The organism is Legionella israelensis, assembly GCF_004571175.1.
GTDB lineage: Bacteria > Pseudomonadota > Gammaproteobacteria > Legionellales > Legionellaceae > Legionella_D > Legionella_D israelensis.
In genome coordinates, this window is sequence record NZ_CP038273.1 from 853,691 (window position 1) to 870,139 (window position 16,449).

Below are 16,449 nucleotides of genomic sequence, written 5' to 3' on the forward strand. Positions count from 1 at the left end.
CTCAAGTAAGTCCTTACTTCGAAAAATATCCTGGCTCCGGAAATTTCACTTACACTGGATAGATCAGTCTCTTATGTTGAGTATGCTGATCTAATAAATTCAAAATTCATTTCACATCTCATCAAAATGTCCCATATAAATCGTTTTCTGCGGTAATTTATGCTGTATATGTAAAAATTCCCATTATTACTAGTAGTTTATCGCACTAACATTAAGGAAATATGATCAGGTCGATTTCATTAAAGTTTAAAATTCAATCACTTTTTTCATATATTGAGTAGAAAGGGCGGATTTAATTCGTTTTAAGGCAATTCCATCTTGATTGTCCTTATCGTCTATTAATAATTTAAGAATAATTTTACACATGATGCTTAATTTTCTATCAGCATATCCTCGATAAATAGGACATTGATCTTCGTTCATTCCCACATCGAGCTTGTAATGCAAACCATTCTCAATTTGCCAGTGTTCGCGGATAGCTTGGTGCATTTTTCTATGTTTTTTATAAGGAAGAGAGGTAATGTAGTAACGAGTTGCCTTTTCATTGTTCCCTGAAAGCAAATGCCGCTCGGATTATACGCGGACATAAACACTTAAATCTTTCCATTGTTGTCCATATAAGGGTAAATGCTTTTAGTTAAATCAAGGATTTCCCATAAGTCATATCATGAGACCGAAAGAGGAGGAATGACCTATTAGCTAATATTTTTCTCTAGAAAAAATAGACGCTATCATTAATTATTAAACTAGTACTCAATTCCAGAATAAAAATTGAATTAAAGGGATAAAGTGAGTTCAAAAAAATTACTTTGCAAGGTTTGTGACATCAAATTTTATATCGGGATTAAAAACTTATGAAAACATTTTGTATTTTTTTATCGTTTTTTTTGTATGTTATATCTTTATTCCTGCCTTCAGCGGTCATACCAAATTTTGAACGGGGATTTCCAGAAACCATTTACGGTTATGAAATTCTGGTTAGCGGATGGATGGGGCTAATATCACTTCAACCAGCCTGGTTAGCAAATCCAGTTTATGTCATCGAGCTTCTCACTTATGGGTCGGTAAGCAGTTATCGGTTGGGAGTTGCCGCCATTATTCTTGCTCTCTTCTCCCCTTTCATCCTTACGGAAAAATTGCTTGCTGGATATTATATTTGGTTGTTCAGTTTTGTCATCCTGGCTTATGGCAATTATTTACATTCAAAAAATTCTGAACATTCAAACCTTCATTAAGCTTGAAAAAGAAATAATTCTCGTCAAACAAAATTCGGTAAGATGATTTTGCACTTCTGGTCTTTCGCCTTTATTTTCGCCTTCACCTTCTCTTTCGTCTTTCTTTTCTTTTAATATCTTTTTTTCTTTTTCAAAGAAAAATTCTTTGGTCAATGTTGGTTTGGGTCTTCGCTAGGCCACATGAGCCTTTTTATACATTCCGGCTTCAAAATGTCCTGGGATATTGCAAGCAAATACGACTTCAAAACCAGACTTAAACTCCCATATCAGTTGTTTGGTTTCTCCGGGGTTTATGGTAATCGCATTCCCATGTTGATGAACCATGTTTGGCATTTTACGCATCATTTGCAGGTGAGCTTTCTGCTCCTTTTCATCGCCTATGGAGAATTCATGAGGAACTTTACCCACATTAGTCACCTCAAAGCTTATGACATCGCCATTATGGAGATTGGGTTCAGATAAAAACTGAAACTTCATGTCATCAGAGGCCGTCACTTTAATGGTCTTTGTCACTCGACTGGCATCCGCTGGTTGACCTACTACACTGGGAGAAGAAGAATGAGCGTAAAGCGAATTCATATAAAATGCGGATAATACGGCAAGCCAGCTCATTGATCTTACAAGATATTTTTTCATATTTATTCCTTATTTTTTGGCCTAACCTGGACGGTGCTGTTTTGTTTAAAAAATGGATTCCGGATTACAATCTAATGGAAGCTGGCATTAAATTAGCATAAAGATGGACACAAGAGAACAAAGTTATGAGAACATCATAGTATGAAATAAGGTAACCAAAAGTGTCGCAATGAGTTGAAGCTTCATTCAACAAATGCTTGTTTTGGTTATATCTTAATTCTCCTTGGGTTCTATCCACAAGTAAATATCAATACACGCTTTTAGATGATGCGATTGTAGCCTATTGTTTATCCTAAGAGAGCTAAAATGATAAAGGTCCAGTGGCACATGAAAAAAAATGCTTCTGAAAAATTATTAGAAATTACTCGTTGCAAGACAGTAAAAGAAAACATTTGTTTTGAGGACATTTTAGCTGTAGTAGTTCAAACTTGATCTGACAGTTACCGGTTTTTCAGAAGTGTCTGTCAGGTCAAATTCAGCCTATCAATTTTTCCTTCCAGATTTGTTTGCCATCAATCAATGTTTGCATTGGAGTACGTCCACAGCACATTTTGCCTTGATGGGTGCGCTCATTATTATAATAATGAAGCCATACGTCCAGATCTTTTTGCAGTTCATCCATGTCATCGTAAACTTTCTTACGGAATGTGATTTGATAAAACTCCTGCAAAATCGTTTTGTGGAAACGCTCACAAATACCGTTTGTTTGCGGTGATTGTGCTTTAGTTTTCGTGTGATCAATGTTGTTAATAGCTAAATAAAGCTGATAGTCATGCTGTTCTACTTTCCCACAATACTCTGTACCCCGGTCAGTTAAAACACGCAGCATAGGTAACTGCTGCTGCTCAAAGAACGGCAAGACCTTGTCGTTAAGGAGATCTGCTGATGTAATAGGCGTTTTTGTTGTATAGAGCTTGGCAAATGCCACTTTGCTATAAGTATCAACAAAAGTCTGCTGATAAATGCGGCCAACTCCTTTGATAGTTCCCACATAGAATGTATCTTGGGAACCAAGATAGCCAGGATGTGCTGTTTCAATTTCGCCGCAAGCCTCATCATCAAACTTCTTCTTCTCCAAAGCTGCAATTTGTGCTTCTGTGAGAATAATGCCCTCTGATGCTACTTTGGCTTCAAGTGCCTTCAAACGGTCTTTAAAGTTAGCTAAATTATGCCTAAGCCAGACGCTGCGAACGCCACTAGGGGATACAAAAATCCCTTTCTTACGCAACTCATTACTGGTGCGTAGTTGACCATGAGCTGGATATTCTATGGCGTACTCTTTTACCGCTTGCTCTATAGAATCGTCAACACGGTTCTTGTGATTAGGTTGCCTTCGTGACTTATCAAATAAGGCATCTACCCCACCAGATTCTACCGCTGATTTATAACGATAGAAGGTGTCTCGTGATAAACCCATTACCTTACAGGCTTTCGATACATTGCCTAATTCTTCAGCTAAATTTAGTAAGCCAACTTTGTGTTTAATAATTTTAACGTTATTATCTATCATGAGAGTTTTCCTTTTGGTTTTGTTAAAGTTTGCACTTCTATCAAAACCGGAAACTCTCACCTTTTCAAGTGGTTATGTCAGATTAAGTCGAAACTAATTCATTTTAGCTTTGCTCGGTGAGCGCACTTATGGTATTGCGTTACTTTTTTTCTCTTTACCTAGTGCTTTGCCATTTTCACTTATACCAGGTATGACTTTTATCTTTAGTATGCCGATTTTCATTTTTACAATTCAAATGATCTTTGGAAGAAGCACATTTTGGCTACCTAAAATTATTGCACAATGGCATATTCCATATAAATTGGTGGTTAAAATCATCTGTACAACGGCCCCCTATCTAAAAAATGCAGAGTTTTTTATAAAACCAAGATGGTCTTTTATGTTCTGCCGTCCCATGCAAATAATGAATGGTTTATTGATTTTTTGCCTGACTTTTCTTTTAATTTTGCCCATTCCTTTTAATTTTATATTTGCCACACTGCTGATTATCTTCAGCCTTGGTATGATTGAAAAAGATGGAGCAATCATTATTCTCGGCTACATAGCAACCGTTCTCTATGTCAGTTTCATATCTTGGTTTATTATGGTAGTGATTAAGGCCATCATGACGTGGGTGTCTGCATGGTATGGTTAATACTTCCAAAAATGAACGACTCCTATTAAAAGTGAAAGACCGCTTTAAATTAGATTGAAGCAATTTCACTAACGATTTATCTTCCTCAAGCAAACGCTTGTCTAATAATTTTTGCTCTCTTTATTCATTTTTTTAGATCGCCCAAATCGAATCACGCTACTTTGCGACAAAACCATTGCTTATTTTTGACTGACTCGCAATAATAACCCTCCTCCCACTATAAAAAAAGGCAAAAGCGCTAACATGCCAATACGCTGACTGCCCGCCCAAGCGGTTAAACTGCCCACTAAAAATGGCCCTAAGAAACTGGTGCTTTTTTCAGAAAAGGAATAAAAACCATACATGCGGGTTATCTCTTCAGGTTTTGCCAAGCGAGCTAAAAATGTACGACTGGCGGCCTGTATTGGCCCAACAAACACTCCTATAAATGGTGCAGCCATCCAAAATAGATTCCTTGACTTTATTGTTAACAGATAACAAAACATGGCAGTAAAACATCCAAGAGCAATAAGTACGGTTTTTTTTGAGCCAATCCAATCATCTATCCAGGCAAATAATGCCGCACCAATTCCTGCTGTAATATTTAAGATGATTCCAAATATAATCATGTCATAAACGCTAAAATGAAATGTGCCCGCGGCAAATACACCGCCTAATGCCATAAGCGAGTTCACTCCATCCATGTAAAAAAGTCGAGCGATTAAAAACAGCAAGAGATCGCGTTGTTGAGGGAAGTTCTTTAAAGTTATTTTCAACTCTTTGAGTCCTTTTTTAACCGCAGAAATGACTTTGAAGTTTTCAGATTTTTTTTGTTTTACAAACAAAAATATAGGAAGGCTAAACACAGACACCCATATAGCTACCAGTAAGATGATAATGTGAATGTCTTCTTTATTTTTTATCCCGGCTATTAAAAAAAATTCACGTTGTTCTAACACGATTAAAGATAATATTAAACATAACAACCCACCGAGATATCCACACGACCAACCCCACCCCGATACGCGGCCAAGATAATCGGATGACACTATATTGGGTAAAAGTGAGTTATAAAAAACCTTAGCCAATTCGAATGCAACAGTACTAATAAACATGCAAGTTAAAGCAAGCTGAATAGAATGTATATTTGGATGAACAAACCATAAAAACACCGTGGATATTACCCCTATAGAGGTAAAAAGAAACAGCCAGGATTTATGCTTACCGCCAAAATCTGCTATTGTACCGATTATAGGGCCTAGAAAAGCGACAAAAAGGGATGATGCCGAAATGGTATATCCCCATAATTGGGTACCTTGAATTTCACTGGGTGCAATTTCATTGATGAAATAAGCAGAAAATACAAATGTATAAATGACTGCCGAATAAGCGGAATTGGCAAAATCATAAAGTGACCAGGCAATGACCTGTTTAATATCCATGCTTTGGATGGGTTTGGAATGTTCAGGCATAACGATTCACTTTTTAAAAAGATTCAGTATATTAAAAAAACCGGTTCTTCATGAAAAAATTTAATTTAAGCCTTAAGAAAGCCTGGTCAGTTAATATTTATTAAGATAAGCAAGTATAGACGAGTTTTATAAATGTCATTATTGATTTTTTTAACGGATTAAAAAGGATGAAGAACAAAAATGACTGTATTTCATAAAGACCAAGAAAAATGCGTATAAGCATTAGCTTCTGCATTGACTTGACCATTAAACACTGAAACAGCCACGAAATTTTGCGCCTTAGAGAAAAATTACAAGTTGCGCCAATCTTGACTAAATTTGGAGCACTATGTAAGATGCGCAATTTTTCATCAGGCAACAGATGTTAGGTGTAGGTAAAACAAATCCACAAAGTTACTTTGATTTTAATAAGGTATATTCTGGTATAAAAGCTGGTTTAATCTTTAAGGCGCTTGAAATTAGCCCTGTCGCTAGAGTTATGGCAGTTTTTTATACTGCATCTAAAATCGTTGAAATAACAAACTTCATTGTTGAAGAAACCAGAGAGCAAAATGAGGAAAAATGTTATCGGGCACATGTAAGATTTGGACAAACACATCAGGATGATATGAATAGGATGAAACATATCAACGTTGGGGCTTATTAATTATTCTGTTGATTGGAATATCAAGATGGTTATTGCCATATGCAAGCATCTGATAATAGCGCCAATGAATCCATTTTGATCGCATCCGAGAAGTTAACCAAACACAAGCAGACTAGAAAAATGAGCCCACAAACCACATGCAGTTAGTGAATGAACAACTGGAACTGGAGGTATAAGCCATTTAAGGGCCATCAACTGGCCTTATCCCAAGCTTTAAAAGCACGAAAAACCGGATTGCGCAGTGATTTAGAGTTGGCGTATGCCCTGGATGCTTTCGCCTGTCATTTTTTATCCGACCATTTCGCCGCAGGACACACGCGCACACCGCGCTTAAAACTTGCCGAAAAGGTATCCCCTTCCTTACTTGGCTCCTTGCTTGCCATCTATATGCACAATGAAGACAACAAATACGGCTTGTATGTTCATAACCAGCTCAATGAACATTGGATAATCTATGGAGATTTCTCTTATTTTAACCCGAATAACCAAGCAAATCGTGAGCGTCTTGAGCGTTTATTGCAACAATCCGCTGATGCGATTTTTCATACTTATGACACTGGAAATCAAAAAAATCCTCAAGACATTCTTGCGCAAATTCCTCAAGCAGAAAAAGAGCTCACTCAGAACATGCTCAACATTACCCCTTTGTTTTACTGGGATGATAAAAAAAATAAATTATTACACCGCAAAGATATTAACAATCCTTACGATAGCACAATGACTTCTAATTGGTGGGGTTGGAGTACTTTACTGGCATTAAAAACCCTGTATGGTGAGACGATCGAAACACGCTCAATCATGTCAATGTTGCAAGATAATGGCTTAGCCGATGAGATGAATTTTTTTCAAACCAGAACCTAAACTAAGTGCACCACAAAGGGCTATCGGAGAGCCTGCTGTCTTTCTTATATCCTCGGAAGCAAAATACATTGCCGCCCAGGTCCTTTATGTGGATGGAAGTTATAAGGCATGCCATTGAATGGGGGATGATGTTGACGTAAAATGCCATCTTATTAAAAATACACGATAAATCAAGAAAATTTAAATGCCAAAAGAAAATGTTTTTCATCCCAGGCGAGTTTTATTTTCCAAATTAAATGACATAGAGGCGAAAATACCTATTATTGTGGCTGCTACCGCGGAAGAACTTTCTCAGCCAGAAAATCATTTCCGTATGACTGAAGAAGAAAAGAAGCTTTCCAGGCTGCAATTATTTATAAAAAAAGCAAAAATGTTTGGCTATAATGACAAACAACCTACCACCAAAATCACAGGGCTTGTTAGCAATAGCATTACCATTTTCGGAAAACCGCAGCAAATGTCACCTGTCTCTATTATGCAAAATGCAGAGGTTTTTTCCCTTCTCAGAGAAAATACAAATAAATATATAGAAAGCGTATTAAAAGTCTCAACGAAGGAAAATGCGGAGGAAACTTATCTGCAAAAGATGGTAATGCAGTTATATCAGATAATAAAAAATTCTTGTCCCAGTAAAGACGAAGTGATTCATTTAGCTACAATGGAAAGAGATCTTTCCGCGCCTGATGCCGGTAAAAATCGGTTAACTGCGGAATTTAGCACATTGCTACTTGCAGAATTAAAAAAGAAAATTGTGCAAAATAATGACCCTTGGAAAGTGGAATTAGATAGAGTATTTGCGTTAAAACAGCGTACATCACGTGCTGAATCTTATGGAATCCATCGAATTGCACAACAGCCATTAATGCTTTACCAATCAAGAAATCCTCACGAGGTAATAACTCCAAATGAAAAAGTAATTATTGTAGATGATCATATTCAAGCTGGTGCAGCGATGTATTGTGCAGCTACTGAGGTTATGAATAGCAACGCTAATTTGCTTAGCATAGCTTGTATAACAGCGCATAAAAATGGTCTTTTTTTTAATATCCAGCCTGATGTTATAGAATTCATCAAAAGTTTGTTGCCTAATGGTTCAAATGATCTCCCCAGGTTAAATAAAATACTAGATACTGTCGGATTAAACATTGAAACTTTGACGAATATTGAGGGTATGATATTAATCTCAATTCTGAGTGACTCTACCAATAAAGAACATAAATCAATGTTCGAACATTTACTTAAAAAGTATGATGCAACAAACGATATCAATCATCCTCTGTTTAAAAATCAAAAAAATAGCTTAATGGATGAGTTTGAAAAACCAAAAGTAGAATTTGCAAATTTTGAGATTGAGTTATTGGCAGCAATAGAAAAAGGCAGATATACAGTACCGTATAAAAAACAAATTGTATTATCAGACGAAGAAGGACAAAAAATCAATAAAGAAGCAAGTGAAAGTGTAACCCTCCCTTAAAATAGCACCATTTTCAATTAGAGTTTCTCCGGCATAATAAGCAAAAAAGAGGAGGAACGATGAAACGCAGTCGCTTTACAGAAAATCAAATTTTAAACATATTAAAATCAGTTGAAGTAGGACGATTGGTAAAGGATGTATGCCGGGAACATGGGATATCCGATGCCACCTATTACAACTGGAAAGCAAAATACGGTGGGATGGAAGCCTCAGATATTAAACGCATGAAGCAACTTGAGGAAGAAAATGCAAAGCTGAAACGGATGTTTGCTGATTTGTCTCTGGAAAACCGTGCACTGAAGGATGTTATAGAAAAAAAGCTTTGAAGCCGGCTGAAAAGAGGGAAATGGCTGATTATCTGGTGCAGGAACATGGTCTGAGTCTCAGGCGAAGCTGCTCGGTATTACGCTTAAGTCGTACAGCTTACTACTATCAGCCGGCGATGGATAAGGATGAAGCGGTGATAAAAGAATTGGTGACCATAACCGAACACTATCCGCGTTATGGTTTCAGGAAGTTGTTTATCAAATTGCGGCAGGCAGGTTTCTCCTGGAATCATAAAAGAGTATACCGTGTTTATTGTGAGTTGAAGTTAAATATAAGGCGAAAAGGAAAACGCAGATTAGCTTCCCGTCACCCGGAACCTCTTGCTGTGCCTGATTCCCTTAACCATACATGGTCAGCTGATTTTATGAGTGATGCCCTCAATTGCGGCAGAAGATTCAGGACTTTTAATGTGGTAGATGATTTTAATCGGGAAGCTTTGGCAATTGAAATTGATTTGAGCTTGCCTGCTCTAAGGGTTATTCGGGTACTTGACCATATTGCCGCCAATCGAGGATATCCTGCAAGGTTGCGACTTGATAATGGACCTGAGTTTATTTCCCTTGCGTTAGCGGATTGGGCAGAAAAGCATGGTGTTATTCTTGAGTTTATTCAGCCGGGAAAGCCAACTCAAAATTCATTTGTGGAGCGGTTCAATAGAACTTATCGGAATGAAATATTGGATTTTTATCTATTTAGAAGTCTCAATGAGGTACGTGATATTACCAGAAATTGGATGAAAGAATATAACGAAGAAAGACCACATGAATCACTCGGTGATATGTCACCTTTGGATTACAGATTGATTAAAAACAGGTCGGAAAACTCTAATTATAACTGGCACTAAAAAAGGGAGGTTTACAAAAGGGCTAATCTCCCTTGGTTACTATTTGATTTTGATGATACCTTACATAATTTAAGCAATAATACTTTTATCATATTTCAGGATATTATAAAAACATATTCTAGTGTAAAAGTGCCAATTGAAAAAATTAAAGAAAGGCGTCAAAAATGGAAAGATAATGGGCAATACCAATATCAACAGATGCTATTGGCTTTCATAAAACAATATAATCCTGAAATTCAAATTTCCTGCGAAGATATAACTCAAGCGTACCAAGAACATAAAAATGCAGAACCATTTACACCAAAAATGAGTAAGGAGGATTTCTTAGCGCTAAGAAATAAATATAAAATTGGTATCATCACTGACGGTTCAGCGTTTGAGAGTAAAGTTCCAAAGATTAAGGAATTTTTTGGCGTTGATATTGATGGATATATTTATAAAAACAATACGTTACCATCAAAACCTAATGCCGCCATGTTCCATGAATTTTGCAAGACATACAGTGTAAAAGATAGACCGGTTGCCTATGTTGGAGACAGGGATGATTTAGATGGTAGTATGGCAAAAAATGCGAATATTAGATTCATAAGAGTTGACCCAACGCAACCAACTATTAACATGGAAAAATTTACAAAAGAATTAAATGCCATTGAAGAACAAAGAATGGCCGCAAGAAGGCGATGGGGATTATTGAGTAATGTAGTTACAACAAACACAGCAACAGTAGAGTGCGCTCGAAGAAGTCTGGGATTGAAAGTATAAATACAAGTTCTGTATTGTCGGTCAACAGAAAATCAACTCAAAATTCTTAACAGATCAATCTTTCTCTTGAAAACTTGTCTTTCACATATTTGAAGCATTAGCAGAATTGAGTGAAACTTTACTCAGGAAAACTTATACTACTTGCTGAACTTGCCTTAGGCAAATTCTAATTTTGTCTATAAATGCGGTGAGCTACCAGGTGATTGGAGTAATGAGAGACTTGCGACAACTCAAAGTATGAATGGGGAGTAAATGTTGGGCCGAGTGGCCCAACCTACGCTTGCTCACCTTAGCTGTAGTAGTTCAAACTTGATCTGACAGTTACCGGTTTTTCAGAAGTGTCTGTCAGGTCAAATTCAGCCTATCAATTTTTCCTTCCAGATTTGTTTGCCATCAATCAATGTTTGCATTGGAGTACGTCCACAGCACATTTTGCCTTGATGGGTGCGCTCATTATTATAATAATGAAGCCATACGTCCAGATCTTTTTGCAGTTCATCCATGTCATCGTAAACTTTCTTACGGAATGTGATTTGATAAAACTCCTGCAAAATCGTTTTGTGGAAACGCTCACAAATACCGTTTGTTTGCGGTGATTGTGCTTTAGTTTTCGTGTGATCAATGTTGTTAATAGCTAAATAAAGCTGATAGTCATGCTGTTCTACTTTCCCACAATACTCTGTACCCCGGTCAGTTAAAACACGCAGCATAGGTAACTGCTGCTGCTCAAAGAACGGCAAGACCTTGTCGTTAAGGAGATCTGCTGATGTAATAGGCGTTTTTGTTGTATAGAGCTTGGCAAATGCCACTTTGCTATAAGTATCAACAAAAGTCTGCTGATAAATGCGGCCAACTCCTTTGATAGTTCCCACATAGAATGTATCTTGGGAACCAAGATAGCCAGGATGTGCTGTTTCAATTTCGCCGCAAGCCTCATCATCAAACTTCTTCTTCTCCAAAGCTGCAATTTGTGCTTCTGTGAGAATAATGCCCTCTGATGCTACTTTGGCTTCAAGTGCCTTCAAACGGTCTTTAAAGTTAGCTAAATTATGCCTAAGCCAGACGCTGCGAACGCCACTAGGGGATACAAAAATCCCTTTCTTACGCAACTCATTACTGGTGCGTAGTTGACCATGAGCTGGATATTCTATGGCGTACTCTTTTACCGCTTGCTCTATAGAATCGTCAACACGGTTCTTGTGATTAGGTTGCCTTCGTGACTTATCAAATAAGGCATCTACCCCACCAGATTCTACCGCTGATTTATAACGATAGAAGGTGTCTCGTGATAAACCCATTACCTTACAGGCTTTCGATACATTGCCTAATTCTTCAGCTAAATTTAGTAAGCCAACTTTGTGTTTAATAATTTTAACGTTATTATCTATCATGAGAGTTTTCCTTTTGGTTTTGTTAAAGTTTGCACTTCTATCAAAACCGGAAACTCTCACCTTTTCAAGTGGTTATGTCAGATTAAGTCGAAACTAATTCACCTTAGCCATCAAGACTGTTATGCTAGACAGTTACACAATTTTATCTACAGTCTCTGTTAACACCAAGCGATTTTGTCGTCATTTTAAAAACTATTTTTTTTCAAAAATGATTCACTCCTGCTGTGAGAGCCCATTTTTAAGTGCGATGCTTTTTTATTATGAGAACCTATTTTAAGATGTGAGGCTTTTCTATCGTGGGAACCCTCTTTAAGATGTGAGGCTTTTCTATCGTGTGAGCCTACTTTAAGATGTGAGGCTTTTTTATTATGAGAACCTATTTTAAGATGCGATGCTTTTCTATCGTGTGAACCCTCTTTAAGATGAGAGGCTTTTTTATTATGAGAACCTATTTTAAGCATATCGTTACCCATAAGTAATGCTATATTAATTTTTCCTTACTTTTGAGATAATGCTGCCTTTTTAAAGGCAGTATTATCCATGGATTGGATCGACCATGAGTATGGTTCCGTGAATATCGGCGATCAACGTTTAAATAAACGAGCAAAAGAGTTATTAAAAAGGTTTAGTGATAAACCAACATCAAGTATACCTGAAAGTTGTAAAGGTTGGTCGGAAACCAAAGCAGCCTATCGATTTTTTGAGAATAATACGGTTACCGCAAAAAAAATTATAAAACCTCATCGCATAGCCACCCTTAAGCGAATTAAAGAACATCCGATTATCTTATTGCTTCAAGACACAACAACGCTTAACTATAGCGGTCAAAAAGAACGTGAAGATATTGGCCCTATTCAACAAGATAACGTGCGGGGTCTTTTTCTTCATCCCACTCTTGCGGTAACGCCCAACCGCGAATGTTTAGGAGTAGTTGACTATGAACAGTGGTCACGGGAAAAATTTACGCATCGAAGCTCAGAAGAACGAAGAGCTGAACGTGATTCAAAAGCAATAAAAGACAAGGAAAGTTACCGGTGGGTCAGAGGTTATAAAAAAGCCACAAAACTTGCTAAGGCAATGCCCGATACTCAATTTGTTTATATTGCTGATAGAGAAGGTGATATTTATGATATCTATCATGAAGCGAATACAGCTTTCGCTAAAGGAACTGCCGATTGGGTGATTAGAGCAACATTCGATCGTTCTATTTTGGATGAGAATCAACCTAAAAAACGCAATAAATTAAAAACAAGCGTAAAAGCCTCTTCCAGTATTGGAAAAATAACATTTACTACGTCCTCATTTGGAAATAGAAAAAAACGAGAAGTAGCACAAGATATTTATGCAAAAGAAGTGACTTTGCTCCCTCCTCGGGATAAAGCAAAAGAAGGTTTTACCCCCGTTAAAATAACAACAATCATTGCCACAGAGACAAACCCACCGCCTGGAGAGAAAGCAATCGAGTGGACACTTTTAACCAGTGTACCTATATCCAACTTGGAAGCAGCGTTACAAGTAATTCAATGGTACTTATGTCGCTGGCAGATCGAAATTTTTTTCAAGGTATTGAAAAGCGGATGCGCTATTGAAAAATTGCAGTTAAGCAACAAGCAACGATTTGACCCTTGCCTCGCTCTGTATCTTATTGTTGCTTGGCGTATTTTGTTCATGACCATGGTTGGTCGTGCTTCCCCATCATTAAGCAGTGAATGTCTATTTGAGCCCATAGAATGGCAAACCGCCTATGTTATGATCTATGAAAAACCCCCTCCAAATGAACCCCCAACCCTGAAAGATACTCTGAGAATGATTGCCCAATTAGGAGGTTTTCTCGGACGAAAGCATGACGGTGAGCCCGGTCCTATTGTGATGTGGAAAGGTTTACGAACCCTTTATGAATATATTAAAGCGCGTGAAGTATTTACACGCGCTTTTGGACATACTTATGGGTAATGATATGATTTTAAGATGTGAGGCTTTTCTATCGTGTGAGCCTACTTTAAGATGTGAGGCTTTTTTATTGTGCGAACCTATTTTAAGATGTGAGGCTTTTCTATTGTGAGAACCTACTTTAAGATGTGAGGCTTTTCTATCGTGTGAACCCTCTTTAAGATGAGAGGCTTTTTTATTATGAGAACCTACTTTAAGATGTGAGGCTTTTCTATCGTGTGAACCCTCTTTAAGATGAGAGGCTTTTTTATTATGAGAACCTACTTTAAGATGTGAGGCTTTTCTATCGTGTGAACCCTCTTTAAGATGAGAGGCTTTTTTATTATGAGAACCTACTTTAAGATGTGAGGCTTTTCTATCGTGTGAACCCTCTTTAAGATGAGAGGCTTTTTTATTATGAGAACCTACTTTAAGATGTGAGGCTTTTCTATCGTGTGAACCCTCTTTAAGATGAGAGGCTTTTTTATTATGAGAACCTACTTTAAGATGTGAGGCTTTTCTATCGTGTGAACCCTCTTTAAGATGAGAGGCTTTTCTATCGTGTGAGCCTACTTTAAGATGTGAGGCTTTTCTGCTGTGTGAACCCCATTTTACATGGGACACTTTTCTTGAATGAGAACCCATTTTCAAATGAGAGGCTTTTCTATGATGTGATCCAAATTTACGATGTGACAGATGACGATAATGAGAGCTGTATTTGCGATGTGAATATAGGCGATCATGGGACCAAAAGCGATAATGTGAATCTAAGCGATGATGTGATCCAAAACGATTATGGGAATACAATAAGTCATGAGAAGCATTGCGATAATGTGAATACTGTTTTAAATGTGACCCCCAGCGATGATGTGAACTTATTCGTGAATGGGAAGGTGATAGTGGCAAAGGTATCAATGTGTGCGGTGAATCAGCCTTTGCAATTTCAATATCACCAATTTTTGTTGCGTCGTTTTTCTTGGCTTCAGACAATGACTTATTACCATTTGCCATCACATTAATATCGGTATCAATCATATATGTTTGAGTTAAAAAACTCTCATCGGAATTGACGCTGGTATAAGAGGATTTCGGCATGCCTTGTATACCATGAACCTCATCTTCATCAGTATAATTCTCAGTATTAATGTCATAACACGGACCTTCTGGTGAACAAAGTGCATCCCCCGTCACCCATACGAATTCCTCTTTTTTCGCTAAGTCGATGATATAATCTCGGTTGTAACCATAACCAAAATCGACACCGCCTGCCGCACTGTTATATTCCTGAGCTTCAGGATCATTTTGCTTTGATATATTGCCAACCTCATAGCGCCCTTGGAGATCCCAAATTTTTTTATCATCCATTTTATAAAGCAATAAGCTGGAATCGAAGGGTTTTGAAAAAGGCTCAGGATTATCCAGGCTTAAGTTGGTCAAGTCCAAAAAGTGCTGTAAATTCCCATTAATTCAGCCTATCAAGTTAGTACGTTATTTAGTCAAAGCATTCATCCCTACAACATTAGACTTTCCGGCTTCATTCTCAGCCAGCCAGTCATTAAATTCGTCCATATTAAGATAACGCCTTGATTGCCACTGCTCGTTTTGTTCAGCTAATAAAGCGCCAATCAGCCGCCATGCAGAATCATCATTAGGAAATATCCTTATCACTCGTTCTCGGCGCCTGATTTCCTCGTTAATTCGCTCTTGCATGTTGGTGGTGCGAAGTCGCTTCCTGTATTTCTCCGGCAACGCCATAACTACCATGGCATCGTCAAAAGCCTCCTCAAGGCAGGTAACTGATTTTGGTGCTTTTTTCTCAAAGGCATCAATAAAATCATCGCGTCTACGCCTGGCTTCTTCCATATCAGGTGCCTGAAAAACAAGCTTTGCCTTTTCAGCAACATCTTTGCGGTGTCTGACAGAGCAGTGCCCGAGGATGTTGCGCATCAAGTGAACTTGGCATCGTTGCCAGGTTGCACCTTGAAAGTGCTTTCTAGCCGCTTCCACAAGCCCTGCATGCTGGTCTGACACAACATACATCACGCCTTTTAGCCCACGAGATTTTAGCCATTTAAACGCTTCATCCCATGTAGCATAGCTCTCAGTGTCACCAATGCGAAGGCCCAGTATTTCACGGTAGCCATCACTTCTGATACCCGAGATGGTCAAGGCTGCTCGAGACACGACTCTGTCACCATCACGACACTTGATAAACATCGCATCAACCATGATAAATGGGTAGTTGTCACCATCAAACCGACGCTCGTTGAAGGCTCTGACTCTTGCATCAAGACCAGAACACAGTTGACTGACGGTTGACTTTGAAAAACTAGCACCGCAAAGTTCTTCAGTAATGTTATTAACTTTTCTGGTTGATACGCCATTAACAACCATTTCCATCAGAGCCAATACAAAAGCCTGCTCACTGCGTTGATAGCGCTTAAAAATATCGGTAGAAAAAGAGCCATCACGTGTCTGCGGCACTTGAAGAGTGACTGGTCCCACACGAGTGTATAGTTGTCTTGGACGGTAACCGTTACGATAGCCTATACGTTCACCTGAACGTTCATGCTTGTCTGCTCCCAGACTTTCTGACACCTGTGCCTCCAATACCTGATTCAATACACCTTCAACAAGCTTTGCGAGCCCATCCTGGCTTGATAAAAGTTCTGGAAGCAATTCCTTTCCAACTGTAATATTGTAATCCGTCATCGCTAATCTCCTTCGATAGTTATTGTTTTTCACAACT

The 16,449-nt window shown here is 38.1% G+C and carries 15 protein-coding genes and 2 pseudogenes; 8 read left to right on the forward strand and 9 right to left on the reverse strand.

The features are described 5' to 3' along the window. Positions 1 to 246: 246 nt before the first annotated feature. On the reverse strand, positions 247 to 561 hold the full coding sequence (locus E4T55_RS03755) for an ISAs1 family transposase (RefSeq protein ID WP_058501900.1): 315 nt from the start codon (positions 559 to 561) through the stop codon (positions 247 to 249). A gap of 293 nt (positions 562 to 854) precedes the next feature. Between E4T55_RS03755 and E4T55_RS03760 the strand changes: the two genes are divergently transcribed. Continuing rightward, the gene (locus E4T55_RS03760) at positions 855 to 1,235 is read left to right on the forward strand and encodes a hypothetical protein (RefSeq protein ID WP_058501901.1); all 381 of its coding nucleotides are present in this window, start codon (positions 855 to 857) and stop codon (positions 1,233 to 1,235) included. On the opposite strand, the gene E4T55_RS15175 is transcribed toward E4T55_RS03760, so the two are convergent. The 3 genes and pseudogenes from E4T55_RS15175 to E4T55_RS03770 all read right to left on the reverse strand — a co-directional run bounded on the left by E4T55_RS15175 (position 1,221) and on the right by E4T55_RS03770 (position 3,381). After that, complete coding sequence (locus E4T55_RS15175) at positions 1,221 to 1,388, reverse strand: hypothetical protein (RefSeq protein ID WP_156411806.1); 168 nt, start codon at positions 1,386 to 1,388, stop codon at positions 1,221 to 1,223. The two genes, E4T55_RS03760 and E4T55_RS15175, sit on opposite strands and share 15 nt — an antisense overlap. Positions 1,389 to 1,406: 18 nt before the next feature. Continuing rightward, positions 1,407 to 1,871, reverse strand: a complete 465-nt coding sequence (locus E4T55_RS03765; protein WP_058501902.1) for a cupredoxin domain-containing protein — start codon at positions 1,869 to 1,871, stop codon at positions 1,407 to 1,409. Between the two features lie 408 nt (positions 1,872 to 2,279). Next, positions 2,280 to 3,381 (reverse strand): annotated as a pseudogene (locus tag E4T55_RS03770) (IS481 family transposase). A gap of 109 nt (positions 3,382 to 3,490) precedes the next feature. On the opposite strand from E4T55_RS03770, the gene E4T55_RS03775 reads away from it, so the two are divergent. Continuing rightward, positions 3,491 to 4,015 carry an exopolysaccharide biosynthesis protein gene (locus E4T55_RS03775; protein ID WP_223168349.1) on the forward strand — a complete coding sequence of 175 codons (525 nt, stop codon included), beginning with the start codon at positions 3,491 to 3,493 and terminating at the stop codon, positions 4,013 to 4,015. Positions 4,016 to 4,194: 179 nt separating this feature from the next. Here E4T55_RS03775 and E4T55_RS03780 read toward each other — a convergent pair whose 3' ends face one another. After that, on the reverse strand, positions 4,195 to 5,466 hold the full coding sequence (locus tag E4T55_RS03780; protein ID WP_058501994.1) for an MFS transporter: 1,272 nt from the start codon (positions 5,464 to 5,466) through the stop codon (positions 4,195 to 4,197). A gap of 361 nt (positions 5,467 to 5,827) precedes the next feature. Here E4T55_RS03780 and E4T55_RS03785 point away from each other — a divergent pair, with 361 nt between their 5' ends. From E4T55_RS03785 to E4T55_RS03805, 5 genes are all read left to right on the forward strand, one after another. Next, positions 5,828 to 6,112 (forward strand): hypothetical protein, encoded by a 285-nt coding sequence (locus E4T55_RS03785; protein ID WP_058501993.1) that lies wholly within the window; start codon positions 5,828 to 5,830, stop codon positions 6,110 to 6,112. Positions 6,113 to 6,262: 150 nt separating this feature from the next. Beyond that, the gene (locus tag E4T55_RS03790) at positions 6,263 to 6,973 is read left to right on the forward strand and encodes a hypothetical protein (protein ID WP_058501992.1); all 711 of its coding nucleotides are present in this window, start codon (positions 6,263 to 6,265) and stop codon (positions 6,971 to 6,973) included. A 184-nt stretch (positions 6,974 to 7,157) separates the two neighbouring features. Further along, positions 7,158 to 8,447 (forward strand): hypothetical protein, encoded by a 1,290-nt coding sequence (locus E4T55_RS03795; protein WP_058501991.1) that lies wholly within the window; start codon positions 7,158 to 7,160, stop codon positions 8,445 to 8,447. 59 nt (positions 8,448 to 8,506) lie between these two features. After that, a protein-coding gene (locus tag E4T55_RS03800) for an IS3 family transposase (protein ID WP_245183899.1) occupies positions 8,507 to 9,618 on the forward strand; the annotation gives its coding sequence in 2 pieces (ribosomal slippage) (positions 8,507 to 8,759 and positions 8,759 to 9,618; 1,113 coding nt in all). A gap of 90 nt (positions 9,619 to 9,708) precedes the next feature. Next, the gene (locus E4T55_RS03805; protein WP_223168362.1) at positions 9,709 to 10,380 is read left to right on the forward strand and encodes an HAD-IA family hydrolase; all 672 of its coding nucleotides are present in this window, start codon (positions 9,709 to 9,711) and stop codon (positions 10,378 to 10,380) included. A 289-nt stretch (positions 10,381 to 10,669) separates the two neighbouring features. Here E4T55_RS03805 and E4T55_RS03810 read toward each other — a convergent pair. Both E4T55_RS03810 and E4T55_RS03815 read right to left on the reverse strand, forming a co-directional pair. Further along, a pseudogene (locus E4T55_RS03810) lies at positions 10,670 to 11,771 on the reverse strand (IS481 family transposase). A gap of 185 nt (positions 11,772 to 11,956) precedes the next feature. After that, positions 11,957 to 12,232 carry a hypothetical protein gene (locus E4T55_RS03815; protein ID WP_131780806.1) on the reverse strand — a complete coding sequence of 92 codons (276 nt, stop codon included), beginning with the start codon at positions 12,230 to 12,232 and terminating at the stop codon, positions 11,957 to 11,959. Positions 12,233 to 12,311: 79 nt separating this feature from the next. On the opposite strand from E4T55_RS03815, the gene E4T55_RS03820 reads away from it, so the two are divergent. After that, a complete protein-coding gene (locus tag E4T55_RS03820; protein ID WP_058500493.1) occupies positions 12,312 to 13,724 on the forward strand; it encodes an IS4 family transposase in 1,413 nt (470 codons plus the stop codon). Here E4T55_RS03820 and E4T55_RS03825 read toward each other — a convergent pair. Together E4T55_RS03825 and E4T55_RS03830 are read right to left on the reverse strand one after the other, a co-directional pair. Next, a complete protein-coding gene (locus tag E4T55_RS03825; protein ID WP_115325277.1) occupies positions 13,653 to 15,137 on the reverse strand; it encodes a hypothetical protein in 1,485 nt (494 codons plus the stop codon). The genes E4T55_RS03820 and E4T55_RS03825 overlap by 72 nt on opposite strands. Positions 15,138 to 15,188: 51 nt before the next feature. Next, entirely contained in the window at positions 15,189 to 16,412 is a 1,224-nt protein-coding gene (locus E4T55_RS03830; protein ID WP_115325208.1) for an IS256 family transposase, read from the reverse strand. Positions 16,413 to 16,449: the final 37 nt, after the last annotated feature.